General features: G+C 66.7%; 23 protein-coding genes and 1 pseudogene. 6 read left to right on the forward strand and 18 right to left on the reverse strand.

Annotation, left to right across the window (positions count from 1 at the left end; genetic code table 11):
- The 5 genes from ACPPVQ_RS17165 to ACPPVQ_RS17185 form a co-directional block, all read right to left on the reverse strand.
- The gene (locus tag ACPPVQ_RS17165) at positions 1 to 246 is read right to left on the reverse strand and encodes a DUF6457 domain-containing protein (RefSeq protein WP_426516342.1); all 246 of its coding nucleotides are present in this window, start codon (positions 244 to 246) and stop codon (positions 1 to 3) included.
- Positions 243 to 2084: an NTP transferase domain-containing protein gene (locus ACPPVQ_RS17170; RefSeq protein ID WP_426516343.1), complete on the reverse strand. Its 1842-nt coding sequence runs from the start codon at positions 2082 to 2084 to the stop codon at positions 243 to 245. The genes ACPPVQ_RS17165 and ACPPVQ_RS17170 overlap by 4 nt, the downstream gene beginning before the upstream one ends.
- Positions 2085 to 2091: 7 nt before the next feature.
- Positions 2092 to 4383, reverse strand: coding sequence for an FdhF/YdeP family oxidoreductase (locus ACPPVQ_RS17175; protein WP_426516344.1), 2292 nt, complete (start codon positions 4381 to 4383; stop codon positions 2092 to 2094).
- On the reverse strand, positions 4380 to 5237 hold the full coding sequence (fdhD, locus tag ACPPVQ_RS17180; RefSeq protein WP_426516345.1) for a formate dehydrogenase accessory sulfurtransferase FdhD: 858 nt from the start codon (positions 5235 to 5237) through the stop codon (positions 4380 to 4382). Before fdhD ends, ACPPVQ_RS17175 begins: the two co-directional genes overlap by 4 nt.
- Positions 5238 to 5517: 280 nt before the next feature.
- Positions 5518 to 6297 (reverse strand): phosphatase PAP2 family protein, encoded by a 780-nt coding sequence (locus tag ACPPVQ_RS17185; protein WP_426516346.1) that lies wholly within the window; start codon positions 6295 to 6297, stop codon positions 5518 to 5520.
- Positions 6298 to 6389: 92 nt separating this feature from the next.
- On the opposite strand from ACPPVQ_RS17185, the gene ACPPVQ_RS17190 reads away from it, so the two are divergent.
- Complete coding sequence (locus ACPPVQ_RS17190; protein ID WP_426516347.1) at positions 6390 to 6644, forward strand: Smr/MutS family protein; 255 nt, start codon at positions 6390 to 6392, stop codon at positions 6642 to 6644.
- 5 nt (positions 6645 to 6649) lie between these two features.
- On the opposite strand, the gene ACPPVQ_RS17195 is transcribed toward ACPPVQ_RS17190, so the two are convergent.
- The 6 genes from ACPPVQ_RS17195 to ACPPVQ_RS17220 form a co-directional block, all read right to left on the reverse strand.
- On the reverse strand, positions 6650 to 7831 hold the full coding sequence (locus ACPPVQ_RS17195) for an MFS transporter (protein WP_426516348.1): 1182 nt from the start codon (positions 7829 to 7831) through the stop codon (positions 6650 to 6652).
- 82 nt (positions 7832 to 7913) lie between these two features.
- On the reverse strand, positions 7914 to 8255 hold the full coding sequence (locus ACPPVQ_RS17200; protein ID WP_426516349.1) for a cupin domain-containing protein: 342 nt from the start codon (positions 8253 to 8255) through the stop codon (positions 7914 to 7916).
- A 23-nt stretch (positions 8256 to 8278) separates the two neighbouring features.
- Entirely contained in the window at positions 8279 to 9010 is a 732-nt protein-coding gene (locus tag ACPPVQ_RS17205) for an alpha/beta fold hydrolase (protein ID WP_426516350.1), read from the reverse strand.
- 106 nt (positions 9011 to 9116) lie between these two features.
- On the reverse strand, positions 9117 to 9812 hold the full coding sequence (locus ACPPVQ_RS17210) for a class I SAM-dependent methyltransferase (protein WP_426516351.1): 696 nt from the start codon (positions 9810 to 9812) through the stop codon (positions 9117 to 9119).
- Positions 9809 to 10276 (reverse strand): SRPBCC family protein, encoded by a 468-nt coding sequence (locus ACPPVQ_RS17215; protein WP_426516352.1) that lies wholly within the window; start codon positions 10274 to 10276, stop codon positions 9809 to 9811. The genes ACPPVQ_RS17210 and ACPPVQ_RS17215 overlap by 4 nt, the downstream gene beginning before the upstream one ends.
- Before the next feature lie 86 nt (positions 10277 to 10362).
- On the reverse strand, positions 10363 to 10767 hold the full coding sequence (locus tag ACPPVQ_RS17220; protein ID WP_426516353.1) for an MmcQ/YjbR family DNA-binding protein: 405 nt from the start codon (positions 10765 to 10767) through the stop codon (positions 10363 to 10365).
- Between the two features lie 88 nt (positions 10768 to 10855).
- Between ACPPVQ_RS17220 and arfB the strand changes: the two genes are divergently transcribed.
- Together arfB and ACPPVQ_RS17230 are read left to right on the forward strand one after the other, a co-directional pair.
- Complete coding sequence (gene arfB, locus ACPPVQ_RS17225) at positions 10856 to 11293, forward strand: alternative ribosome rescue aminoacyl-tRNA hydrolase ArfB (protein WP_426516354.1); 438 nt, start codon at positions 10856 to 10858, stop codon at positions 11291 to 11293.
- 184 nt (positions 11294 to 11477) lie between these two features.
- Positions 11478 to 11633, forward strand: a complete 156-nt coding sequence (locus ACPPVQ_RS17230; RefSeq protein ID WP_426516355.1) for a hypothetical protein — start codon at positions 11478 to 11480, stop codon at positions 11631 to 11633.
- A 23-nt stretch (positions 11634 to 11656) separates the two neighbouring features.
- Here the strand turns inward: ACPPVQ_RS17230 and ACPPVQ_RS17235 are convergent, their stop codons facing one another.
- Positions 11657 to 12130, reverse strand: a complete 474-nt coding sequence (locus tag ACPPVQ_RS17235; RefSeq protein ID WP_426516356.1) for a hypothetical protein — start codon at positions 12128 to 12130, stop codon at positions 11657 to 11659.
- 280 nt (positions 12131 to 12410) lie between these two features.
- On the opposite strand from ACPPVQ_RS17235, the gene ACPPVQ_RS17240 reads away from it, so the two are divergent.
- Positions 12411 to 15284 (forward strand): alkaline phosphatase family protein, encoded by a 2874-nt coding sequence (locus ACPPVQ_RS17240; RefSeq protein WP_426516357.1) that lies wholly within the window; start codon positions 12411 to 12413, stop codon positions 15282 to 15284.
- A 110-nt stretch (positions 15285 to 15394) separates the two neighbouring features.
- Here ACPPVQ_RS17240 and ACPPVQ_RS17245 read toward each other — a convergent pair whose 3' ends face one another.
- From ACPPVQ_RS17245 to ACPPVQ_RS17255, 3 genes and pseudogenes are all read right to left on the reverse strand, one after another.
- Positions 15395 to 15661, reverse strand: coding sequence for a hypothetical protein (locus ACPPVQ_RS17245; RefSeq protein WP_426521411.1), 267 nt, complete (start codon positions 15659 to 15661; stop codon positions 15395 to 15397).
- A gap of 127 nt (positions 15662 to 15788) precedes the next feature.
- Positions 15789 to 15932 (reverse strand): annotated as a pseudogene (locus ACPPVQ_RS17250) (hypothetical protein); the annotation flags it as partial.
- 152 nt (positions 15933 to 16084) lie between these two features.
- Positions 16085 to 16612, reverse strand: a complete 528-nt coding sequence (locus ACPPVQ_RS17255; RefSeq protein WP_426516358.1) for a DUF1269 domain-containing protein — start codon at positions 16610 to 16612, stop codon at positions 16085 to 16087.
- Positions 16613 to 17071: 459 nt separating this feature from the next.
- Between ACPPVQ_RS17255 and ACPPVQ_RS17260 the strand changes: the two genes are divergently transcribed.
- Positions 17072 to 17719 carry a TetR/AcrR family transcriptional regulator gene (locus ACPPVQ_RS17260; RefSeq protein WP_426516359.1) on the forward strand — a complete coding sequence of 216 codons (648 nt, stop codon included), beginning with the start codon at positions 17072 to 17074 and terminating at the stop codon, positions 17717 to 17719.
- Positions 17720 to 17771: 52 nt separating this feature from the next.
- Positions 17772 to 18521, forward strand: a complete 750-nt coding sequence (locus ACPPVQ_RS17265) for a CPBP family intramembrane glutamic endopeptidase (protein WP_426516360.1) — start codon at positions 17772 to 17774, stop codon at positions 18519 to 18521.
- Between the two features lie 135 nt (positions 18522 to 18656).
- On the opposite strand, the gene ACPPVQ_RS17270 is transcribed toward ACPPVQ_RS17265, so the two are convergent.
- The 3 genes from ACPPVQ_RS17270 to ACPPVQ_RS17280 form a co-directional block, all read right to left on the reverse strand.
- Entirely contained in the window at positions 18657 to 20450 is a 1794-nt protein-coding gene (locus tag ACPPVQ_RS17270; RefSeq protein ID WP_426516361.1) for a family 43 glycosylhydrolase, read from the reverse strand.
- Between the two features lie 103 nt (positions 20451 to 20553).
- Positions 20554 to 22998, reverse strand: coding sequence for a glycoside hydrolase family 3 N-terminal domain-containing protein (locus ACPPVQ_RS17275; RefSeq protein ID WP_426516362.1), 2445 nt, complete (start codon positions 22996 to 22998; stop codon positions 20554 to 20556).
- A gap of 26 nt (positions 22999 to 23024) precedes the next feature.
- Entirely contained in the window at positions 23025 to 24323 is a 1299-nt protein-coding gene (locus tag ACPPVQ_RS17280) for an MFS transporter (RefSeq protein ID WP_426516363.1), read from the reverse strand.
- Positions 24324 to 24353 lie beyond the last annotated feature (30 nt).

Here is a 24353-nt window from a genome sequence, read left to right on the forward strand (position 1 = left end):
TCAGGCCTCCTCCCAACCTTCGGCGAACAGGCGTCCGCGCTCCAGGATGACGGCCTGCGCGCGATCGTCCGCCCGCGCCAGACCTGCGGCGTAGCCCGCGACATACGCCGAGAGCGGTGCCGCCGGACGCTGGATGGCATGCGCGGCGTCTCGGGCGAGGTCGAGGATGGCGGGGATCAGGTCGGGCGAGATGTCGCAGCCGAGCTCCTCGGCGAGCGCCGCGAGCCAGTCTTCGAGCGAGGTCATACGGAATCCTTTCGACTCCAGATCAGGGGAAGCACGTCGACGAGCGCGTCGCGCGTCACACCACCGGGCGGCACGACCGCGACGGTGTCTGCGAGCGCGAGGCCGCGCACCATCCCGGAGTCGGACCACCCGGTCGGCTCGGCCGAACCGTTCTCGGCGATCCGGCACGGCACCAGCAGCGAACCCGGCCGGGGATTCGGTACCTCGACGGCGAGGCGAACCGCTGCGAGGCCGGACGCCGGGCGGCCGAGCATGCCTTCCACCATCGGCTGCAGCAGCACGAGCGCTGCCAGCATCGCCGCCAAAGGATTGCCGGGCAGGCAGATCACCAGGGTTCCGCGTTCGAGCACCGCGACGAGCGCCGGCCGGCCCGGTCGCGTCGAGATCCCGTCGATGACGAGGCGCGCGCCCATGGCGTCGAGCACGGCCCGCGTGTGATCGGCCGTGCCCATCGACGTTCCGCCGGTGACGACGACCAGGTCGGCACTGCTGCGATCGATGGACGCGCGGATGTCCTCAGCGACATCCCCGACCCGGCGGACACCGTTGCTGCGCGCTCCCACTCCCTCGATCAGTGGCACCAGCTGCGGGGTGAGCGCGTCGCGGACCTTCCCGTCGCCGGATGGGCCCGTCGCGACGACTTCGTCGCCGACGACGACCAGATCAACCGTCGGCGCCCGCCGCACCGCTATCTCGTCGAGTCCGCACGCGGCGGCGAGCCCGAGCCGCGGCGGCGTCAGGACCTGACCGCGACGAAGCACGACCTCGCCCGGAGCTGCCTCCTCTCCCTGCGGCCGGATGTGGTGCCCTTCGCGGGGTGCGCCGTGGCCGCTCCGGAGCGAGAGCTCACGCTCACCGCTCGCCGTGGTCTCCACGACACCGTCTTCCAGCCGCACGACCGCCCACGTGCCGGGGGGCACCTCGGCCCCGGTCATGATGTGATGCGCACGGCCCGGTTCCAGCGGCGATTCGTCGATGTCGTCACCGGCGTGGATCGGCTCCCCCAGGCGCCATGGACCGGGGCCGGCCACAGCCCATCCGTCCATCGCCGAGTTGTTGAAGGCGGGGACCGCCGTCGCTGCGGCGACATCGTCGGCAAGCGTGAGTCCTGCGGCGGACTCGATCGGCAGGCGGAGGGTCAGGGTCGGTCGCGCCGCACCCAGCGCGTGTGCCGCGCGCCGCGCATCCGCGACCGACGGCGTAAGCAGCGCAGGCGGCAGCACCGTCGGGACCGGCGGCAGCTCGATGCCGAGCGCCCGAGCCTGCTCCGGCGTGTCGACGTCCTCCGACGCGTCGGGGCCCGCGGGGAGGTCGACCAGGGCCAGCGGCTCGACCAGCCGCTTCATCGAGATGTCGGCGACGTCGCCGATGCGGTCGCGCGCAGCCCTCAGAGCCGCGACGCGATAGAGCCCGACCAGCATCTGCCGGCGGGATTCCCCGTCGACCGGCACGACTCCATCGGATTCCGGATGCCGTTCAGCGCCGACGAGGAGCGCGCCGGTCAGTTCGGCCGAACGCACAGCATCGCAGGCGAGCACGAACACCCAGGTGGCCGTCGACCCGGCCTCGGCCAGGGCATCGATCCCCGCCATGACGGCGCTGGCCGGACCCGAGAAGACCGGCTCCTCCCTGACGACCCGCACGCCGGAGGGAACGCTCGCGGGAGCCGGGTTGCCGACGACCACGCTGTTGCCAGCCGCCGAGACCGCGGCGAGCGCACGCGAGACGAGGGTGCGCCCCTCGAAGACGAGCGCGCCCTTGTCCCGTCCACCGAGGCGCCGCGCCCGGCCGCCCGCGAGGATGACCGCATCCACGTCACCCCGGCCGATCGTGTGCACGGGCGCCCTACCCGGCCGGTTCGAGGCGCACGAGGATCGCCTTCGACACCGGCGTGTTACTGCGGTCGGCGGCGCTCGCGAGCGGGATCAGCACGTTCGCCTCCGGGTAGTAGGCGGCAGCGCATCCCTTCGCCGTCGGATACGACACGACCCGGTAGTTGCGCAGAACGCGGTCGGGCTCGTCCTTCCATTCGCTGTAGATGTCGACGCGCTGTCCGTCGGTCAGGCCGAGCTCGTCGATGTCGTCCGGGTTCACGAAGATGACGTCGCGTCCCTTCCGGATGCCGCGATACCGGTCGTTGAGACTGTAGATCGTCGTGTTGAACTGGTCGTGCGCGCGCACCGTCTGCAGGATGAGCCGCCCCTCGGGCCGCACGATCGGCTCGAGCCGGTTGACGGTGATCATCGCCTTGCCCGTCGCCGTGTTGAAGGTGCGGGAATCGCGCGGTCCGTTCGGCAGCACGAACCCGCCCATGCGGCGCACGTCCGTGTTGAAGTTCTCGAATCCGGGCACGACACGGCTGATGTGCTCGCGGATGAGGTCGTAGTCGCCTTCGAAGCCGGCCCAGTCGATGCCGACCCTGTCGCCGAGCGTGGCCTGCGCGAGCCGGCACACGATCGCGACCTCGGAGAGCATGTTCGGCGCCACCGGCGGCACGCGGCCGTGCGACCCGTGCACCGCACAGACGCTGTCTTCGACGGAGACGAACTGCGCGCCCGTCTCCTGGATGTCCACCTCGGTACGGCCGAGGGTCGGCAGGATCAGCGCCGCCTTGCCCGTCACCACATGCGACCGGTTCAGCTTGGTGGATACCTGCACGGTGAGGTCCGTTCCGCGCATCGCGGCTTCGGCCGCCGCGGTGTCAGAGATCGCACTGACGAAGTTGCCGCCCATCGCGATGAAGACGGAGATGTCGCCACGCTGCAGGGCCTCGATGGTCTGGAGGGCATCCGTACCGTGCTTGCGGGGCGGGCTGAACCCGAACTCGCGTTCGAGCGCATCGAGGAAGGTGTCGGGCATCTGCTCCCAGATGCCCATGGTGCGGTCACCCTGAACGTTGCTGTGGCCGCGGATCGGGGAGGCGCCGGCCCCCGGCTTGCCGATGTTGCCCCGCAGGAGCAGCAGGTTGATCAGCTCGCGCAGGGTCTCGACCGCTTTCTTCTGCTGCGTGAGACCCATCGCCCAGGTGATGATGGTGCGGTCGGCCGTGATGTAGCGGTCGGCGAGTTCGTCGATCTCGGCGGAGGTCAGCCCGGTGGCGGTGAGCACGTCGGCCTCGTCGAGGTTCGCGAGGTGCGCCTTCAGCTCGTCGAGGCCCTGCGTGTAGGTGTCTAGGAACTCGTGGTCGAGCACAGTGCCAGGATTCGCTTCTTCGGCCTCGAGCACGCGTTTGCCCACGGCCTGCAGGAGAGCCATGTCGCCGCCCGACCGGATCTGCAGGAACTGGTCTGCCAGGGCGGTGCCGTGGCCGACGAGTCCGCGTACGGTCTGCGGGTTCTTGTAACGGATGAGGCCGGCCTCAGGCAGCGGATTCACGGCCACGATCGAAGCGCCGGACCGTTTCGCGTCCTCGAGGGCGGTGAGCATCCGGGGATGGTTGGTACCCGGGTTCTGGCCCATGATGATGATCAGGTCGGTGTGCTCGAAGTCGTCGTACGCGATCGTGGACTTGCCGATGCCGATCGTCTCGGTGAGCGCGGTGCCTGTCGACTCGTGGCACATGTTCGAGCAGTCCGGCAGGTTGTTGGTGCCGAACGCGCGCACGAACAACTGGTACAGGAACGCGGTCTCGTTCGCGGTACGACCGCTGGTGTAGAAGGCCGCACGATCGGGAGAGTCGAGGCCGTTCAGGGTGTCGGCGACGAGTTCGAGCGCCTGCTCCCAGGTCACCGGGTGGTAGTGGTCTTCGCCTGCCGGCTTGTAGACCGGCTCGACCAGACGGCCCTGCATACCGAGCCAGTACTCCGACTGGTCGAGCAGGTCGGTGAGAGAGTTCTCGGCCCAGAAACTGGTCGGGATGGTGACCGGAGTCGCCTCCCAGGTCACGGCCTTCGCGCCGTTCTCGCAGAACTCGAGGGCTTTGCGCTTGTCCGGGTCAGGCCAGGCGCAGCTCATGCAGTCGAAGCCGTCCTTCTGGTTGATCGACGTGAGGAGCTTCGCTGTGCGCACGGGCCCGAGTTTGACGAACGCCGGCTCCATCGAATGGTAGATGCCGGGCAGCCCGACAGCGTCGTGCTTGCTGGGGCCGACGGTGAGGTCGGGGTAGCTCGATCCGTCGTCGAGTGGCTTCTTGGTCACGGTGCGGACACCGTCTCTCTTTCGGTCGCACGGATGCGTTCGTCACCGCTGTACACGACCATCGACGTGCCGCGCAGGAAGCCCACCACGGTCATCCCGGTCTCCGCCGCGAGTTCGACGGCGAGCGACGAAGGCGCGGACACCGCGGCCAGCACCGGGATGCCCGCCATCGACGCCTTCTGGGCCAGCTCGAAACTCGCGCGGCCCGACACCATCAGCACCATGCCTCTCAGCGGCAGCCGGTCGTTCGTGACCGCCCAGCCGATCACCTTGTCGACCGCGTTGTGACGGCCCACGTCTTCGCGGAGCACCAGCATCTTCCCGGTCGCGCCGTCGAAGAGCGCAGCGGCGTGCAGGCCGCCCGTCTTGTCGAAGACGTCCTGGCCGGCGCGCAACCGGTCCGGAAGAGTGACGAGCAGTTCGGCCGGGATGCGCAGGTCGTCGTCACGCACCGGGTACGCCGAGAGCGTGCGCACCGCGTCGATGCTGGCCTTGCCGCACAGGCCACACGAACTCGTCGTGTAGAAGTTGCGCTCGAGACTCGGGTCCGGCGCGGCGACCCCGGGCCCCAGCGTGACATCGAGAACGTTGTAGGTGTTCTCCCCGTCGGGTGTCGCGCTCGCGCAATACCGCGCGGCGCCGAAGTGCTCGCTTCGCGTGATGACGCCCTCGGAGACAAGGAACCCGGCGGCGAGCTCGAAATCGTGGCCCGGGGTGCGCATCGTGATGGCCAGCGCGGTGCCGCCGACCCGGATCTCGAGCGGCTCTTCGACCGCCAATACGTCCTCGCGGCGCGCGGGAGGCGAGCCGACGGTGATGCGGGTGACGCGACGTCGCGCAGTGATCCTGCCCATGGTCCATCCTTTGTCGTTGCCGCAATCTTCCGTCGATACCCGGCCGGAGGCAAGTCACCGACGCAGATGTCGCCGAGCCCGCAAAGTCGCCCAAGCGATGACTGAGACGATTACAACCGGTGCGGCGATGACCATGAAGTTCCACCAGAAGATCGGACCCATGAGGTGAGCTTTTCATATAACCAACGCGATGTGAATGCAAGCAAAAACATCTCGACTCGCCCGGTCAATGCGAGCCGACGAAGTCGGCGAGCACGATCGCGTGGTTGTGTTCCTATGCCTAGGTCCCCTCGGTCTGGGGCGTGGAGTACGCCCCATTCACCTCTTCACCAGGGATCCTGACCGTGCGGGCGGTATCGATCGCGATCACGATTCCGACGATGATCATCGACAGGGCGATGGAGGACATCGTGTCGGTGAACCAGTGGTAGCCGAGGTAAAGGCGGCTGTAGACCTGGATGGCGATCATCACGATCGCGACGGTCAGCGCAGTCACGGTGAACCAGCGGCGCTGGATCCTGCTGGCGAGAAGGAAGGTCAGCAGAAGAAAGAAGTCGGCGACGCCGAGCACGTGACCGGACGGGAACGAGTAAGTGTGGTCGGGCCCGAAGAGCATCAGACCGATCGGTGGTCGCGGATGCTTGATGATGGGCGCAAGCACCAGTGCCGTGGCCACTCCGGTCAGCATTCCCGCCGCTAGCAGCAGCGGTCGCCAGATATGCCGGGCGGCGACGACCCAGACGACCAACACGACGAAGACGATGATCGGCAGCGCGACCGGACCGAAGATGATCGCCATCGCGATCATGAAGCCGGTCAATCCCTGGGAGCGCTGCGCATCGAACCAACGCTCTACCGGCACATCCAACCGCTGGACTCCGGTGTGGGTCAGCACGCCGACGAGCAGGATTGTGAAGGCGACCGCTCCCACGACGATGAGTACGGCTGAGAGCGCGTAGAAGCGCCGCCGAACCGACGGCTCGACGTACCGTTCCTCGACGACGAATTTCTGATGCCAGCCGGCCCGGCTTCGGCTGGGTCTTTCGGCAATATCGGTCATAGTGCGCCTCCGTGGTGCTGATCGATCGTCCATAGTAGGCGCGAGTCGCGACTTTACAAGGGCGGAGTACCTTCGAACGTGGGAAGGTGCCGATGAAACTGAAGCTCGACCTCCATGACATCTACAACAACAGCGCCGAGATCGACAGGGCGCTCCGCGGCATCATCGATGAGGCGATTGCGAAGAAGGCGCCGCTGGTCGAGATCATCCCCGGCAAGGGCTCTGGCCAGCTGAAGAAGCGCGTGCTCCGGTTCCTCGACCAGAAGGAGATCAAGCAGCTCTACCATCGGGTCGAGAAGGATTCGGACAATTTCGGGCGGATCTTCATCCACTTCCGCTGGAAATAGCCGACCTACGGCGATTGCGGGAACGACTGGCGCGCGACGACCACCGTGATCAGCCCGGCGAGCACCAGGGCGGCACCGGCGAAGGGGAGCCAGCCGAGTCCGGGTCCCGCCAGCACGATAGCACCGATCGCCGCTCCCCCGCCGATACCGATGTTCGCGGTCGAGTTGATGAGCGCGCCGATCACTTCCGGTGTCGCGCCCCGGGTGCGGATGGCCGCTGTCTGGAACACCGAGGCAACGCCACCGAATCCCGAGCCCCACAGCGCTGCGGCGGCCAGAACCCCGCCCAGGGCGGGGAACGTCAGGCCGAGCGCGACCAGCCCGAGCACCACGACGCCGAGGAGGAGCAGAACGGTCACGCGAGGGCGACGGTCGAGGTTCGCGCCCGCGAACCACGTACCGAGCAGTCCGACGGTGCCGAGTCCGAGGAGCACCGGACCGACACCGGTCGCCGCGAGGCCCGCCGCGAACAGGAGGACCGAGATGTAGGTGTACACCGTGAACTGCCCGAGATAGACGACCGCATTCGCTGTCGAGACGACGGCCAGGCGCATCCGCCGCGCTCCGGCTCCCTCACCCCTGTGGCTGCTCCCGCCGCCGGGAACGGCCGGAAGCAGCAGGGCCACGATCACGACGGTGACGGCGCACACGCCCGCCAGCACGCCGAAAGCGGCTCGCCATCCCAGCGCCGTGCCCAGCGAGGTCGACAGGGGCACGCCGAGTACGAAACCGGCGGATGCTCCGGCCGTGACGATGGCGAGCGCACGTCCCGTATATGCGGGCTGCACCAGCCGCGACGCGTATCCGATGCTGACCGAGAAGAACAGTGCGTGCGCGATGCCGCCGAACGCCCGGCCGGCAGCCAGTACCGCGAAATTCGGTGCGACTGCGACGATGACGTTGCTGAGCGTGTACGCGACCAGCGTGGCCAGCAGCAGGCCTTTGCGTGAAAACCGGGCGGTCGACAGGGTGAGCGGCACGGCGAGAGCGGCGACCATGAATGCGTACACCGTGACGAGAAGGCCCGCAATCGAAACGGACACGCCCACCGCCGCGCCCATCGGGGTGAGAAGGCCGACCGGAAGCATCTCGGTCGTGACAGCGAGGAAGGTCGCGACGGTCAGCGCGACAAGACCTCCGGCGGCCGCGCGCACGGTTCCGGGCCGCCAGACCGACACGACAGGCATGAGGTGATGCTAGCGCGTGGTCATGAGCTCAGCCGCCTACGAAAACGCTGCCAGCAGGAGCCCCCTTCGGCAGGACCGCCGATCACTGCACGGTGACGAAAGACGCCAGAGGCTTTCCGACCTCGACGATGTAGGTGGAGAGCATCATGCCCGTACCGGGCCCGACATCGAGCGCATTGTGGGGAGTGCCCGGCGGCATCAGGAAAGGGTCGCCCTGACGGAGGGTGAGGGTCTCCTGGCCGTCGATCATCATCTCGACGGTCCCGGCGAGGATGTAGCCGACCTCCTCACCGGGATGGACGTGCCAGCCGGATTCCACCCCGACCGGGATCTCCGTCAACACCTGCACGATCTCGCGACCCGGAATCGAGGACTGCTTGTGCTGCAGCTCGGTGCGCTTGAGCGTGCCGGCAAGAGCATCCATCGGCTCAGAATCGGCGGGCGACATCAGCCGACGGCTTTCAACGCGGAGAGGATGACATCGGCCACCGCACGCGGCTGGGAGATCATGATGACGTGTGAGCCTTCGAGCTCCGTGATCTCGGCACCCGCTCTCTGCGCCATCCGGAGTACGACATCGGCGCCGGCAGCCTTGTCGCCGGTGGCGACGACCGCCCACGACGGGAGTGTCTTCCATGCGGGCACCCCGTTCTTCTCGCCGAAAGCCGAGGCGGCGACGGGCCGCTGCGATGCGCCCAGGACGGCCGCCTGCGCTTCGGGAAGATCGCGAGCGAACACCTCGTGGAACTTCGCGGGGTCCACATAGATTTCGACCGCCGTCTCGCCGGCCGGGCCGGCCGGGAACTGCCTGAGCAGCTGCGCCGAACCCAGCGCACTGTCGCGAGATGTGCCTTCGACCTCACCAAGAGTCTCGTTCTCTTCGGGCGAGAACGCCGCGACATAGACGAGCCCGACGACGTTGGTGGCCCGCGTGCCAGCGTTGGAGATGATCGCGCCACCGTAGGAATGGCCGACCGCGAGCACCGGGCCCGGGATCTGCGCGATGACGCTCGCAATGTAGTCGGAATCGATCGCGATCCCTCGCAGCGGGTTCGCCGGGGCCTGAACCGCAACCCCCGCGGCGAGCAGCAGCTCGGTCACCCCGGCCCAGCTGCCGGCGTCTGCGAACGCGCCGTGAACGAGCACCACAGTGGGCGCCCCCGGATCGACATCACTCATAGCTCTGCCCGCCATTTCTGTCCCGGTCCGCGGGACGGTTCGATGCGTCGATCATGCCCTTCGACGAGAGAGTTCGATAGTGCTTCGCTGGAATGCGGCCAGCTTTTCAGCGGCCGCGGTGGTCAGCGACGGTTTTGGGGGCGGACCCGGCGGCGAGGAACGCGGTGCCGAAGCACAGTTCAGCCCAGGAGGGATCAGCCAGCTCGTCCTGCATGGCCGCGCGGATCGTCTCCCACGGACGGCGCATGACCCACTCGTCGAGGGATGCGGAAGTCGGCACCACTGCGACTCCCAGCCGCGAAAGCCAGACCGGCGTGCGGTCGGGGATTTTGAGATCCAGCACCACCCAACGACCGCCGGCGGAGAGGGCCGCGGCACCATGTGCGATGACCTGTGCGCAGCCGGGCACCTGCGTCAGGGCGTAGGTGGACAGGATGGCGTCGACGTCGGCCGGGAAGTCGAACGCGGCTGCGTCGGCCTGCACGAGGCTGACGTTGCCCCATCCATTCGCTTCGACCCGGTCGCCGGCACGGGCGAGCATCGCGTCGGTCAGATCGACGCCGACGATGCGTCCCCCGGGACCGATCGCCTCCTCGATCAGCGGAAAGTTCAGGCCCGTACCACAGGCGATGTCGACCACCGTGTCACCCTCGCGGAGACCGAGGGTCCGCACGACGCACAGGCGCTGGGACCGCTGCGGGTAGCCGGGTGCCGGGTACAGCCGGGAGGTGACATCGTAATGTCTGGCCTTCTTGCGGTACGTCTCGATCAAGCGCTCCCGAGTACGGTCGGCCTCGCTCACGGTGACGCCGCGCCTGCCTGCACGTCGGACTCGATCGCGGCTTTGATCGCCGCCATCTCGATGTTGCTCACACGCTGGACCTGCCCCTGGAGGGCGTGGCCGGGGATGGCGCGCATGATGTTCGCGAGGTCGACCTCAACCCACATCATGGCGTCGGTCTGTCCGCCGCCTGCCGGCTCGAATTCCATCCCCCAGCGCGCCACCGACGTTCCCATTGTGCCGACGAACGCCATGGAACGGGGCGGGTCGACGGCGGTCACCTGCTCGGTGCGACGGTGATTGAACCCGTAGTCCCGCGCCCGCTGCTCCAGCCACACGCCGGGTTGCAGGATGCCACCGCCGCGAACCCGGCATTCGAGCACAGTCGGCGCCCACTCCGACCAGCGTCCGACGTCACACAGGTAAGCCCACACGTCAGTGACGCTGCCGGCGACGGTGATGCGGCTCTCGGTTCTGAATGTCATGGAGTAGGCGTTGGGTGTTTCGGTTCGTACGGGCCCCGCGGCCTGCGACCTCCTCAGTGTTTACACGAAGTGGAAGGGTGTCTGGTTCAAAACTCGTCGTTCCTCAGAGCCACGTCGTCGAGCTCACGCCGCAGATACTTCGGAGCCTGCACACGCCAGGCGTCCATCACGAGCTCGGCGAGGTGGTCCTCGTCGATGCCGGCCATGCGGAACGCGACCTTCGGCTCGCCCCAGGTGGTCGTGGTTCGCAGGAACACGGTGGGCGCCATTTCGAGAAGGGCGAGCGCGTCCAGGCGGTCGGCGACCTTCACCCCGACGACGAGCTCGGCTGCAATAATCTCGCGTATGTCTGCGGGGATGCTCGGCCAAGGATGGCACTCCCACGCATACAGCTTGCCGCGGACGAACCAGGCGGCACCACCCGTCGTCGCGCGCTCCTCGCTCCCGGGCAACCCAACAGCGGTCCGGCGCAGGTCGTCTAGGGTGGCCACGACGTGAGCCTATGCCGCACTACCGACAGGAAGACAACGAGGGGGTCCGTCTGTGGGCGTATCTCGAGCCTGAGAGGATGATGGACCCATGCCCGCTGCTCACCGTCCCGGCCTTCGGGTCGGCCCCGGACTCACGATCCCCGAGTCCGAGTTGTCCTGGCGGTTCTCCCGGTCATCCGGCCCAGGCGGCCAAGGTGTGAACACTGCCGACTCCCGGGCGGAACTCGTGTGGGATGTGGCAGGCTCCGCCGTTCTCTCGCCGTTCCAGCGGGAGCGCCTCCTCGAGCGTCTGAGCAGTCGCCTCGTCGACGGAATGCTGACGATCGCGGCATCCGAGCACCGGGCGCAATTGCGCAACAGGGAAGCTGCGCGCGTTCGGCTGGCCGACATCGTGGCCGACGCCCTCCGGCCTCCAGCACCGTCGCGCAGACCGACGAGGCCGAGTCGCGGTGCCAAGCAACGACGTTTGGACGCGAAGAAGCGGCGTACCGACGTCAAGCGACTGCGCCGCCCTCCTCACGACTGACCACGGAAAAAGAGAAGGATCTCTCCGTCGGCCGGTGGAATCGTCGCGCGTGACCCCACATGGGGCGGCACCACTTCTAGGTATTTTGCAGCTTCGTCCGACGCTGGATACTGGTGTGATCCAACGTAGTCACATGAGAAGACGCCAACCGCGCCGCACCCGAGCCGCCGAAAGCTGAACCGAAATGCCGACCACCGACACCATCACCGCCGACCTGAACCTCGCCGTCGCCGAAGACCTCTGCGGCTTCTTCGCCTCACCTCACCCGCACCTGTGGGAGTACACGAACGGGCATCTGGTGTGTGCGTACTGCGACTTCAAGCAGTCGCTCTCGTCGTAACCGGGCGCAGTGGGTCTGGACGGTCAACGGGACGGCAGTTCCTTGCCCTTGGCCGCCGCAACTGCGGCGGCGACAGCCCGGAAGTACCGGGTCGACGGGCGCACCCAGAGCAGAACGACCGCTGCCACCACCATCGCCACGAGCACGATGTCGAGCGGGTCAAACGCCCTGAAGAGGCTCAGCGCGCTGATGAAAGCGATGAGGGTCAGGAGCGCACGAGCGAACTTCGCGCCGCGACGCGCAGCGAAGGCGAGCAACGCCCGAATCCCGATCGGGACCAGTCCGCCGATGAGGTAGGTCGAGTCCGCGACAAGTCCGCGTCTGGAGAGGACGATCAACACGTCGGCCTCACTCGCAAGCGCGATCGCGCAGGTCGCGAGCAGCATCCAGAATGCTAGCGTCACGGTTCGCGGTACAGGCGGCCGTTTGACCACAATTCCCGGCAACTGGGTTGCCGGCACCATCGGCTTGAATTCGGGAAGACGTTCAGTCGGCATGGGCGAACACTATCGGCCGGAGTATCTGGCCTCGAGGTAGGACACGACAGGACTCGCGCTGTGAAGCGGTTGAACGTCATCCATTAGTTCGCTCTGACGTGCACTTGTTTGTTGAACGTTCACATCGAGAAGCCGCACTGGCCGGCAGCGGTGTAACCCGCCATTCATCGACTGTTTGGTTGACCCCCTTGCGGGGGTCACGCCAGTGTCTTGTCTTGGGCCTCCACGCGGAGGCTGCAATTACCGGTCTCAGCAACACGAACCCTGGAAAGGTACGTCGATGCACAACGAATCACCTCAGCGCAAGCCATCTGGCCTGCGCCGACTTTCATCGCTCGTCAAAGGACACCGCGTCCTCGCGATAACCGCAGGAGGCTGTGCCCTTGCTCTGCTGGGTGGCGGCATCGCCACTGCGTCGACGATTGCGATCGGCGATCAGCAGGTCGGAACCCAATACAGCGGCGGTCTGCAGGTCTCCTCCGGTCAGATGATCAAGCCCATCGGCGACCGGGTGATGACGCCGTTCGGCAAGCTCATGGGGTCGGTCGTCAGCCCCGACGGCCGCTACCTCGTCGGAACCAGCACCGACCGCTCGGTCGACCTGCAGATCTTCGACCTCAAGACCTACAAGCCGGTCGCGGCGGCTGGCACTCTCGCGGCCGCGTCGTTCGCGACCGCAGCGACCAACGCCGGCTACGGGAACATGGCCTACCTCAAGATCTCCGACGGAACCGTCGGCCAGGAGGGCCCGGTATTCTCCCCCGACGGCAAGTTCCTCTTCACCCCGGTCGCGACTGGCATCGTCCGGTACCCGTTCAACGCGGACGGCTCCCTCGGAGCCGGCACCAAGATCAGCATCCCGACCGTGGGCGGCCTTGAGGCGTTGACCGCGGGCATGGCGTTCTCCGCAGACGGCTCGACGCTCTACGCCGCCGTCAACGGCCAGAACACCGTAGTCGCGGTCGACCCGGCCACGGGCGCGATCAAGCAGAGCTTCGGCGTCGGCATCGCTCCGCGCCAGCTGAAGTTCGTCGGCAACACGCTCTACGTCTCCAACGAGGGCGGCCGCCAGGCCGTTGCGGGCGACACGACGATGGGCTCCTACGGCACCCAGGTGCCGGCCAACACCACGCTGGGCACGTCGACAACGGGAACGGTCAGTGTCATCGACACTGCGAACCCCTCGACCCCGGTCTCGTCGATTCCCGTCCAGCTCCACCCGACGGCGATGTACCTGGACGGCACCACGCTGTATGTGGCGAACACGAACAGCGACACTGTTTCGGTCATCGACACGAAGACGGGCGCAGTCGTGCAGACCTTCGTGACCCAGCCGTGGGCTTCGTCGAAGACCGGATACCAGCCGACCGCGATCACGATGCAGGGCGACCACCTGCTGGTTTCCCTCGGCAACGCCAACGCGATCGCGGTGTACAAGGTCGACAGGAAGGACCCGCGCGACCCGGCCAGCTACATCGGCCTTCTGCCCACGGACTACTTCCCGGAGAACGTCGCCGCGGTGAACGGCCAGATCGTGGTCACGAACACGCGCGGAATCGACGCCCGCGGTCCGGCGCTGACCTTCAACAAGGGGCAGGGCACCACCGCAGCCACAGGTCACGGCACCCACGCGACCACCGCTTCGCTCACCCGGTTCACCCTGCCGAGCGACAAAGAGATCCAGAAGTACACCGCGCAGGTATTCGTCCAGAACGGCTGGGACGGTAGCTCGGCCAAGCAGGCCCAGGGCGAGGACCAGGCGGTCGTGGCCCTCCCGAAGCGCATCGGGGATCCGTCCGCCATCAAGCACGTGTTCCTCCTGGTCAAGGAGAACCGCAGCTACGACCAGCTCTACGGCGACATGAAGCAAGGCAACGGCGACCCGTCGCTCGCCCAGTTCGGGGCGAAGGTCACGCCGAACCAGCACGCGCTTGCGACCCAGTTCGGACTGTACGACAACATCTACGACATCGGGACGAACTCGGCCGAGGGCCACAACTGGCTCATGCAGGGCGACAACCCGGCGTACACCCAGATCAGTGCCGGCGAGTACACGCGCTCGTACGACACGGAGGAGGACGTGCTGGGCCACCAGCGCTCCGGCTTCCTCTGGAACGCGATCCAGTCCGCCGGCAAGAGCGCGAAGAACTTCGGTGAGTTCGAGTACGGAGAGGGCAAGCCGGCCGGGGCGACCTGGCAGCAGTACTACTGCACGGCGAAGGGCGTCATGGCGGGCGATGACCCGACCCAGTTGTTCTCCCCGTCGCTCCAGCTGCACGCCAGCTCGGCCATCCCGTCGCTCAACGCGATCACGGACCCGAACGCCGCGCCGTTCGACCTCGCGGTGCCGGACATCTACCGCTACGAAACCTGGAAGCAGGACTTCGAGAAGAACGGTCCTGCCAACCTGAACATGGTCTGGCTGTCGAGCGACCACACGGGCGGCACCGCCGACCCTGAGGCACAGGTCGCCGACAACGACCTCGCAGTCGGCAAGATCGTCGATGAGATCTCGCACTCCCCGTACTGGAAGGACTCGGCGATCTTCGTCGCCGAAGACGACACCCAGGACGGTGCCGATCACGTCGACGGTCACCGCGCTCCGGTCCAGGTGATCAGCCCTTACGCGGTGCATGGCAAGACGGTGAACACGTTCTACTCGCAGATCAGCCTGGTCCGCACTATCGAGCAGATCCTCGGCGCCCAGCCGCTGAACCAAAAGCTCGCCGCGGCGACGCCGATGACCGACGCGTTCACCAACAAAGCCGACCTGACGCCGTACAACGCGGTGCTCAACCAAGTGCCGCTGACGGAGGGGGTGGTGACCGCGCCCGCCTGTGGCTACGACACCCTCGGCGCGACCGGCGCCGCGGCGCAGGCGGTCAACGCCGCCGCCGCCAAGGCCGCCGCAGTCCCGGCGTCCGAACAGACCGTCGCCGCACAGTGGCAGAAATGGGCGGAGAAGCAGCATTTCACCGGAACCGCCAAGCAGTCCGCTGTGCCCGACTATGACAACCCGGACCTGATGAACCGCTGGACCTGGTACCAGACCAAGCACTGGACGACCCCGTACCCGGGCGACGCCAAGATCTACGGGCCTGACAACGTCCCCGGCATCCCGGCAGGATCAACCGATCACAACGATGCAGGCTGATCACCCCGATCACCCGCATATCGATCATTGATCGGTTGCTCCCGAATGGCCCGGCGAAACATCTGCCGGGCCATTCGCGTGCCTCGACGCACACCTCGCCGGGGGAGATGTCAGAACGGCAGCACGATCTGCGGCGGCCCGGGCTCCAGCTCGTCCCACGCGACCTCGTCGAAGATCGCCTCGGCGTCATCCACCGGTCCCTCGCAGAGGAGCGCGAACTGCGCGGCGACGAACCACTCGGCCGCTTCGGCGGAGAGCAGCCGTGCCGAACCTGTGGCAAGGTGGCGGCGCACCCCGTCCGCAACAACGGAGAATGTGTACTCGGATGGTCGCGCCTCGAGTTCGAACGCCACCGGCCCGTTTCCGGAAAGCGACATCACATCCTCGACCACGAGGTCGTCGGCCTGCCTGCGGACGCGGACGGATTGTGCGGGGCCGGCTCGAACGGCCCCAGGGCGTGCGACTGCGGCCGATCGTCTGCTGGTGGCCCTTCCAGCTGCTTCCCTCGGCTGCGGAAAGGTAATACCAGTCGTCGCGACGGTAGAGGTGAGGTCCCTCGATGTCGTTCGTGACGAACCCGCGATGGTTCTCCGTGATCGCCCGGAGTGGGCCGAGTTCACCCGTCTCGATGTCCAGCTCGGCCTGCACGATGGCACCGAGGTTGCCGTCGGGGCGCCCGAATTAGAGACTGCGTCGGGTGTAGTACCAGGTTCCGTCGTCATCCCTGAAGAGGGACGGGTCGAAGCCGTCCGTGTCGAGCTTGATCCCACCGCTCTCTCGATCGGAGCCCGCGTCCGAACCTATTTGGCTGCGTCCTCGACTTCCTTGTCCAGCGTCTCGTCGTCAACAGCGAGGTCTTTCCTGGTCACGCTCGAAGCGTTCGTCAACTGCTTCTCGACCTCGTCGGCGTCGGCCGGGGTGGCGACGATGACGATCCCAGCGCTTCCCGCGCTGAGAGTCTCGGCGATCTTCTTGAGGTCCTCCGCGGACGACTTGTTCCGCAGGTGCCCAGCGATCGCGCCGATCCCGCCACCGGCCGCCCCACCAGCCAGAAGAGCACCGCCGATTGCGACCGCCGGGAAGAGGGCGACAACGAGGCCACCAGCCAGACCGATTGCGACGCCTTTCCTGCCACCATGGTGTTTGGCTCCGTCAGCGCGCTCGGGAATTGAGACCTTGCCTTCCTGGTCGCGCACGACGACTGCGGCGTCAAATCCCTCGTGCTTTCCGGTGCCTTTGTACTGCTCACGAACCCGATCGAACTCCGCCACTGCATCGTCTTCGCTCGCGTACTGCGCAGCAATCGCCACATACGTCTGATCAGCCATTTCACCACTCCTGTCTTCGTCAGCCCGCACGGATTGCCGGCCGCGATCCTCCGCCACATAAGCGCAGCGCCACGGCCACCCTGAAACACGGTGGCCGGCCTCACATCATCCTTGCGGGATGATTTGGCACAGTCGACGGCACCAGGTCAACGGAGCGGTATCGGCTTCGTCGGCGTGCCCTTCTACTCCGCTCGTGGCCGTAGATTCACGTCCTGCGAATCCACACCAGAATGCGGGTATCTGGCGTCTGCTCGCGGAAGTAAGCAAGGGCGCGCGCCGGGGAGGCTGTTTCGGTTTCGAGGGCTGGCGCCGGTCGACGAGGTGATCCGTCGCAAAGGCGCGGATCTCTTCACCGCCCGGTTCGCCGTGGGCAAGCCTCGCCGCGATTCTGACGCAAGGCAGGAACCGACAAGACTTTAGTCACTATGAAATTTTAGTCGGTTAATCTACGCTGGGCTTGTGACTGCCGAACTCAGCCTCCGTGTGCGCAAGAAGCAGAGGACTCGGCAGCTCATCCACGAGACCGCCCTCCGCCTCTTCTCAGAGCGGGGCTTCGATGAGGTCACCGTCGCGGAGGTCGCCCGGGCCGCTGAGGTCTCGGTGGTCACCGTGTTCAACTACTTTCCGACCAAGGAAGCCCTCTTCTTCTCGGGCCAAGCCCTCTTCGAGGAGCAGATCGTCGAGGCTGTCCGCCAACGTCAGCCGGGTGAGGCGGCTGTTAAGGCGGTGCGACGGCTGCTCCTTGACGGTTCGAGACTCTCGACCGACGCCGTTGCCGCCACCATCGCGAAAGCTGCCAGGCTCATCGGGGCCAGCCCGACCCTCCAGGTCGCCGAGCGTGAGGTCGTCAACCGGTACACCGAAGAACTCGCCGCCGTCCTGGCCTCCGAAACCGGCGCCGATCGCGACGACATCGAGAGCTGGGTCGTCGCCAACGCGCTGATGGGGCTGCATCGGGCGTTTGTGGCCCATGTGCGCAGAAGGGCGACCGACGGCTGGCACGGCCCCCGTCTGGCAGCGGATGCGCGCCGAGTCGGGGAGCGGGCGTTCGCCCGTCTCGAGATCGGACTCGGCGCGTTCGCGCTCAAGGGTCGGGAGGATCGATGACGTATCTGCCTGGTCGCCGTGCCTTCGCGAAGCCTGTCGGTGAGGCAGCCTGATGAGAGCGGATTCGATGCGCCTTCGACGACCGGACGACACCACCCGCGTTTCCGGTCGCAGTGTCTTGGCCGTTCTCGGGCTGTGGGTCGGCAGCGCCGTGGTTCTCGCCACCGCCGGTTGGTTCCTCACCAGCGCCATGACGGGCGTCGACTCCGAGACTCCGACGCTGGTTGCTGTCTTCCTCGTCTATCTCCTCCTGCCCGTGTCCGCACTCATCGTCTACCGCTGGCAGGGCGTGCGCGACCGTCTCGCGGTCCGCCCTGCCGCCGGGCGCTGGTTCCGGACCGCCATTCTGGTCTGGCTGGTGATCCTTGCCGCCTGTGGGATCGTTTACTTCGCGCTCGGCTTCGCGAGCGGCAGCGCGATAGGAGCCTGGCTCGACGTCATTCGGGATGCCACCGACATGTCGCGCTTCGCAACAGCGACCCCCCTCGATTGGGCACTGATCGTGATCCGGGCACTCATCCTCGCCGGCGTCGCCGAAGAACTCCTCTTCCGCGGCATCCTCTACGGCTGGCTGCGCGGATATCTGCCCGCCTGGGCCGTGATCCTGATCACCTCCGTCGCCTTCGCACTCGAGCACGGCTTCTACCCGATACTGCTTCCGCTGGGGCTGTTCTTCGGCCTCGGCCTGGGCTGGCTCCGTGAGAGGAGTGGATCGATCCTGCCCGGCCTGGTCGTCCACGTCCTGACCGACGCACTTTTCTTCATCATCGCACTGGCCGCCGCAGCCGGCATGGGCACCTGACGACCGGTCGGTGAGGACCGGAGCCTGACCCACACGGACCTGCGGCGGCAGGCACACACGAACTACTGTTGCGAACGCACAAGACCGGTTACGAAGGAGTTCGCCTCGTTGCCACGCGGTTCATGCAAGTCGCATCTATGGGTTGACGATCGCGTGGGTGGACCTCTCGGGAGGCCCGAGTGCGACCGTCTCGCCGGGGGTGACGCCGTTCTCGTTGAATTCGTCGACCGCCACCCAGTAGTCTTCGCCGGCGTTCAGCGCCGTGAGGGTGAGTTCGGTCTGCTCGTAGACGAGCCAGCTGTGATAAAGCTTCTGGGGGTCGCGGCCGTAGCGCACGTTGTAGCCGTTCGCGCCCGGAGCGGCCGGCCAGGAAACCGCGGCGCTGCGGGCTTCGAGGCGGCTGGCAGTCGCCGTCACGGGTTCAGGGGCCGACCCGTCGCCGAACCCGAACACGCGAAAACCGCTCACCGCGAAGGGTGCGCCGAACGGCAGGCTGTGCGCGGTCGCGCGAACGAAGCGCGCCGTCGTGCCCGCTTCCCGGGTGACCGTGTTGTGCGGCGAATCGAGCCCGGAGCCGCGGCCGTCCCAGAGCGTGGTCCATTGTTCGCCGTCGGCTGACGCCTCGAGCACGTACTCGGTCGGATGGGAGATCGCACTGATCGCCCGCTTCGACCCGAGTGCACTCGTGTATTCGTCGCGACCCGGCGATGGCTTCCACTGCTGCAGGTCGTTCTCGGCGAGATTCAGCTGCACGGCATGAACGGTGACAGGCGCGCCAAGGTCCACGGTCAGCGACTCCCCCGGTGCGTCCGTGCCGGCGACCCACCAGGTGCGGATGTCTTCATCGACGGCGAGTTCCGGTCCGTGACCGACCGACGTCGAGGATTCCGTCACCGGCTTTCGATACGACAGCAGCATCCAGCCGGGGAAAGCCTCGGTCCACGGATCGAACGGGCGGTCGGGGATCACCATCGGATAGTCGGCGAAGTTCTGGTTGCAGAAAAGCACGCCGTCTGCGTCGAAGCCGGCCGGGAACAGCCCGACCCGTCGCTCGAACATCTGGTTAACCGAGATGCGCATGGTGGCCGCATGCCACCAGTTGCCGTGCTTGTCCTGGAAGGTGCTGCCGTGTCCTGCACCCGTGATGAAACCACCGGGTTTCGCCGAAAACGGACTGTCGGGCGAATAGTCGAACGGTCCGAGCGGCCCGTCGCCGACGTAGTAGCCGTCAGCGTAGACGTTCGCCTCGGTGCCGGGCGCCGCGTACTGCAGGTAATAGCGGCCGTCGTTCTTGGTCATCCAGGCGCCCTCGATGAACGGGCGGCCGCCGAAGGCGATCTTCATGGGCAGCGGGATCGATGACGGGTCGTTGTTCTCGCCGTTGCGCTCCCAGCCGCGGCGATCCGTGTCGCTCGCGATCAGCGGCACGGCGGGACCCACTCGTTCATACGTGGTGCGGTCCAGCTCCACCCCCTGGATCGGCTTGCGCGGACCGCATCCCCAATAGAAGTAGGTGCGATCGTCGTCGTCCTGAAAGAGGTTCGGGTCCCAGAACGCGAAGGTACCCGGCGTGACCTGCTCGAAGTCGTCGGAGAGCGGGTCTTCGGTGCGATAGAACGGCGACGGCTTGCCGCGCCTCGACGCAGAGATGATCAACGCACCGTCGACCTCGCGCACATCGGGCGCGTAGTCGTACGCCGGAAACGCGTCGCTGCGGTGCAGCTTCCATGTGACCAGGTCGTCGGAGTAGAAGAATCCCGGCGTCATCGACACGAACAGGTAGTAGGTGCCGCGGTAAAGAACGACCGACGGATCGGCCGCCTCCCGCGTCACCCGCCTCTTACCGGTGAGCCCCTTGAAATCCTGGAATGCGTAGGCGAGGTTCACCGGGTTGCACACCACCCGCTGCGTACTGGGATTGTCGATCATGCTTGGACGTACTCCTTGGTTGAGACCGGGCCGACCTCATGGGTGGCGCGACTTCCGCCGTGACGCTGCGACAGCCCGCAGGTCTCGACGGAAGCCGCGACTGTTATCCGAGACGCGACTCCGAGAGGAACGAGCGCGAGCGACCAACCGTGACGGTCGGGCCGGTGACCTCAAACCGTTCGTGCGCACGAATGTCGTCCGAGGCGGAGCCGACGAGGACGTCGATCGGCCCTGGCTCCACGATCCAGGTCGAGCCGTCCACGCCCAGGTAGGCGAGCTGGTCCAGCTTCACCGCAAAGGTGACGGTCTTGGCCGCTCCCGGCTCGAGCGAGACGCGACGGAAGCCGACGAGTTCCTGCGCGGGGCGTGCCAGGCCGGTGGCGGTATCGCTGAAGTACAGCTGCACCACCTCGTCGCCCCTGACCGTGCCCGTGTTCTCGACGGTGACGCTGATCTCGATTGAACCGGAGCTGTCGACCGTCGTGTCGCTCAGTGTCACGTCGCTGTAGGCGAAGGTCGTGTAGCTGAGGCCGTGCCCGAACGCGAAGAGCGGTGTCGCGGGCAGGTCACGGTAGCCCTTGTGCATGTCGGACTCGGTGCGGCGGTAGCCGCTGCCGTTGTGCTGACCTGCGTAGATCGGAACCTGGCCGGTGTGCCGCGGCATGCTGTACGGAAGCTTGCCGCCGGGGTTCTCGATTCCGAACAGGGCGTTCGCGATGGCGCGGGTTCCCTGCTGACCGCCGTAGTAGGCGTGGATCAGTGCCGACAGCGAGGGGAGCGCCTCGGTGAGCGCCATCGGGCGGCCGGTCGAGAGGACACCGACGACGGGGGTGCCCGTTGCCGCCACGGCGGCGAGCAGTGTGCGCTGATTGCGCGGCAGATCGATCTCGGCGCTGTCGGAACCTTCACCCTCGGTGTTCGCTCCGAAGAACCAGCCACCGCGGCCACCGAACGCAGCGATCACGACGTCTGCGTTCGACGCTGCGGTGACAGCCGCATCGATGTCCTGCGGCTCCGAGTCAAGCACGCCGCAGCCGGGAACAACCGTCACTTCAGCGTCCGGAACGAGCGCCCGGACCGCTTCGGCCAGCGAGATGGAGCCGTAGTGCTGGCGGATGTACTCTTCGGGCGAGACCGCGAACGCTGGCCCGAATTCCGCACCGGCAGCCGCCATGGCCTCGGGCGGGAATTCGCCACCCATGGCGTCCAGGCCGGCCATGTTGCCGTCGCCGCCCATCATCATGGCGCCGAGCATCCCGAGCCCGACCGGGTACGTGTACCCGGGGAACGCGAAGCCCACCTCGTCGGCGTGCGGTCCGACGATCGCGATGCGCTGAATACTGCGGGACAGCGGCAGGACCGCATCCTCGTTCTTCAGCAGCGTCAGCGATTCGCTGGCCAACTGCTGCGCGAGCTCGGCACCCTGAGGAGCGATCTCGGCGAGGACGATCGGGTCCTCATCGACGTAGGGGCGCTCGAACAGGCCGAGTGCGAACTTGTCGCGCAGCACCCGGCGCACGGACGTGTCGAGGATGTCCTCACTGACGGCGCCCGCGCGCACCTGGTCGGCGAGCAGAGCCCCGTAACCCACGGCTGCGGGCAGCTCGACATCCAGGCCCGCCTTCAGAGCGAGCACGCCCGCCTCCGCGACATCCTTCGCGACCTTCTGCCGCGTGTGCAGCATCGGAACCGTCGTGTAATCCGAGACCACGGTGCCCTCGAAGCCCAGCTCATCGCGGAGGAGGCCCGTGAGGATCGCCTCGGATGCGCCGACCGGGATGCCGTCGATCTCAGAGTATGAATTCATCACCGACGCGAGGCCGGCGAGCTGGATCGCGGCGGCGAACGGGCGGGCGTAGACCTCGCGAAGCTCGCGGGCGGTGACCTGGGTTGCCGCCATGTTCTGCCCGCCTTCGGTCATCGCGTAGCCGAGGAAATGCTTCGCCGTCGCGATCACACCTTCGAGCAGATCGGTGCCCTGGAGCCCCTTGGTGAAGGCGACGCTGAACGCCGACGCCAGGTACGGATCTTCACCGTAGGTCTCGTGCACGCGACCCCAGCGGGCGTCGCGGGCGACATCCATCACCGGCGCCAGCGCCTGAAGCAACCCGACGCTGCGCATCTGGCGACGGATGAGGTCCGCCATCTCCTCGACGGCATCCGGGTTCCAGCTCGCGGCCAGTCCGATCGCCGTCGGGAACACCGTGAAGTCCGGTGCGAGGACGCCGTTGAGTGCTTCGTTGTGGAAGATCGCGGGGATGCCGAGGCGGGTGCGTTCGACGAGGAAGTGCTGGATCTCGTTGACTGTGCTGGCCGTCTTCGCGGGCGACTTGTGGCCGAACATGCCGAGTGCCGAGATGTGCCCGATCCCGTTGCCGAGCACCTTCGTGGCCTGCGATTCGAGCAGGCCGTCGACGCCGAACAGTCCGATCGGCATGGTCGAGGTCAGCTGCAGCGCCTTCTCGTCGATGGTCATCTGCTGCAGCAGCGCGTCGGCTCGCTGCAGGGGCGTGCCCTCGGTCGTAGCTGTGGTGGTTGTCAAGCTCATGTCTTTCTCCGTTCGCCGGTGGCGGGTCAGCGGGATGCCTTGATCGGCAGGATCGCGAACGCACCAAGGATGCTCAGCACGATTCCGAGCGGGAAGAGCCCGATGTAGCCGAAGCTGAGTACGATCGCACCGGCGATGGCAGGAGCCAGCGCCTGGGGCAGGGTTGCGGCGATGTTGACGACGCCGAGATCCTTCGCGAACGACTTGGCCGAGGGCAGCACCTGGCTCATCAGTGCGGTGTCGACGGCCTGGAACATCCCGAAGCCGAAGCCGGTGATGAAGGTCATGGCCATCCAGCCGGGCAGGGTGGGCGCGATGACCGGGATCAGCAGGCCGATCGCGACGAACACCGATGAGGCGAAGATGAACGGCTTGCGACGGCCGAACCTGTCGGAGAGCGGACCGGAGATGATGGTCGAGATCAGGATGCCGACGAGGCTTGTCAGGCCGAGCAGCGGGATGACCGAGGCGGGGTTCTTGATGCCGATGTAGTCGGTGAGGATGTAGAGCTGGTATCCGGTGACGGTGAAGTAGCCGGCGTAGAGCAGGGTCCTTCCGGTGAACGCCCAGAAGAAGTCGGGGTGCTTGACCGGGTTGACCCAGAACGTCTTCAGGAAGTCCGCGAACTTGAAGGGCTCGCGCGGAAGGTCCTTGCTCGAGTAGTCCGGGTTGAAGATCACGAACAGCGACAGCATGAGCACGGAGAAGACGGCAAGGAACACGTAGCCGCCCGCGATGCTGCCCAGGAAGGCGGAGCCGATGATCTGCCCGCCGAGCGCGCCGACCATCAGGCCGATGCCGGACAGCGCGGAGAACGTGCCACGGCGTTTGATCGGAACCCGGTCGGGCATGACCGCGCTCAGCGGTCCCTGCGCGAAATTGTATGCGGTCTGGACCAGGGTCGCGGCGATCAGGACGCTGACGAACGAGTTCGCGAAGGCGAGACCGATCAGTGAGAGGGCGCCGACAAGAGACCCGATGACGATCCACGGCGCACGGCGCCCGAAGCGGGAACGGGTGCGGTCGGAGATTTGGCCCGCGATCGGCTGCCCGAACAGCGCGAAGATAGAGCCGATCGTCGACACGACCGCGTAGTTCACGATCTTGTGCGCAGGGTCGAGACCGGCGACCTGCGCCGGCAGCAGGAGGCTCAGGAACGAGCCCCAGATGATGAAGATGCCCATGTTGGCGGGAATGATCCACCAGAGCAACCGCCGTACGCCCTTGATCGGGGTGGGCGGATCTTCGTTTCCTGCTGCCTCCTCGATGAACGCGAGTTCGGCTTCGTCGGTTGGCGTGGTTTCGGCGCTCTCAAGCGATGACATCTTTGTCCGTTCCGTCACTTACGCGCGTCA

It is taken from the genome of Leifsonia sp. McL0618 (assembly GCF_049994905.1).
GTDB lineage: Bacteria > Actinomycetota > Actinomycetes > Actinomycetales > Microbacteriaceae > Diaminobutyricibacter.

What these genes read in the sequence shown, in the direction of transcription:
- ACPPVQ_RS17265 (WP_426516360.1), top strand. Translation starts at nt 17,772, where the DNA reads ATGAGAGCGGATTCGATGCGCCTTCGACGACCGGACGACACCACCCGC.
- ACPPVQ_RS17255 (WP_426516358.1), bottom strand. Translation starts at nt 16,612, where the DNA reads ATGGCTGATCAGACGTATGTGGCGATTGCTGCGCAGTACGCGAGCGAA.
- ACPPVQ_RS17215 (WP_426516352.1), bottom strand. Translation starts at nt 10,276, where the DNA reads ATGACATTCAGAACCGAGAGCCGCATCACCGTCGCCGGCAGCGTCACT.
- arfB (WP_426516354.1), top strand. Translation starts at nt 10,856, where the DNA reads ATGCCCGCTGCTCACCGTCCCGGCCTTCGGGTCGGCCCCGGACTCACG.
- ACPPVQ_RS17280 (WP_426516363.1), bottom strand. Translation starts at nt 24,323, where the DNA reads ATGTCATCGCTTGAGAGCGCCGAAACCACGCCAACCGACGAAGCCGAA.
- ACPPVQ_RS17230 (WP_426516355.1), top strand. Translation starts at nt 11,478, where the DNA reads ATGCCGACCACCGACACCATCACCGCCGACCTGAACCTCGCCGTCGCC.
- ACPPVQ_RS17190 (WP_426516347.1), top strand. Translation starts at nt 6,390, where the DNA reads ATGAAACTGAAGCTCGACCTCCATGACATCTACAACAACAGCGCCGAG.
- ACPPVQ_RS17200 (WP_426516349.1), bottom strand. Translation starts at nt 8,255, where the DNA reads ATGGATGCTCTTGCCGGCACGCTCAAGCGCACCGAGCTGCAGCACAAG.
- fdhD (WP_426516345.1), bottom strand. Translation starts at nt 5,237, where the DNA reads ATGGGCAGGATCACTGCGCGACGTCGCGTCACCCGCATCACCGTCGGC.
- ACPPVQ_RS17235 (WP_426516356.1), bottom strand. Translation starts at nt 12,130, where the DNA reads ATGCCGACTGAACGTCTTCCCGAATTCAAGCCGATGGTGCCGGCAACC.
- ACPPVQ_RS17270 (WP_426516361.1), bottom strand. Translation starts at nt 20,450, where the DNA reads ATGATCGACAATCCCAGTACGCAGCGGGTGGTGTGCAACCCGGTGAAC.
- ACPPVQ_RS17245 (WP_426521411.1), bottom strand. Translation starts at nt 15,661, where the DNA reads ATGTCGCTTTCCGGAAACGGGCCGGTGGCGTTCGAACTCGAGGCGCGA.
- ACPPVQ_RS17275 (WP_426516362.1), bottom strand. Translation starts at nt 22,998, where the DNA reads ATGAGCTTGACAACCACCACAGCTACGACCGAGGGCACGCCCCTGCAG.
- ACPPVQ_RS17240 (WP_426516357.1), top strand. Translation starts at nt 12,411, where the DNA reads ATGCACAACGAATCACCTCAGCGCAAGCCATCTGGCCTGCGCCGACTT.
- ACPPVQ_RS17185 (WP_426516346.1), bottom strand. Translation starts at nt 6,297, where the DNA reads ATGACCGATATTGCCGAAAGACCCAGCCGAAGCCGGGCCGGCTGGCAT.
- ACPPVQ_RS17195 (WP_426516348.1), bottom strand. Translation starts at nt 7,831, where the DNA reads ATGCCTGTCGTGTCGGTCTGGCGGCCCGGAACCGTGCGCGCGGCCGCC.
- ACPPVQ_RS17205 (WP_426516350.1), bottom strand. Translation starts at nt 9,010, where the DNA reads ATGAGTGATGTCGATCCGGGGGCGCCCACTGTGGTGCTCGTTCACGGC.
- ACPPVQ_RS17165 (WP_426516342.1), bottom strand. Translation starts at nt 246, where the DNA reads ATGACCTCGCTCGAAGACTGGCTCGCGGCGCTCGCCGAGGAGCTCGGC.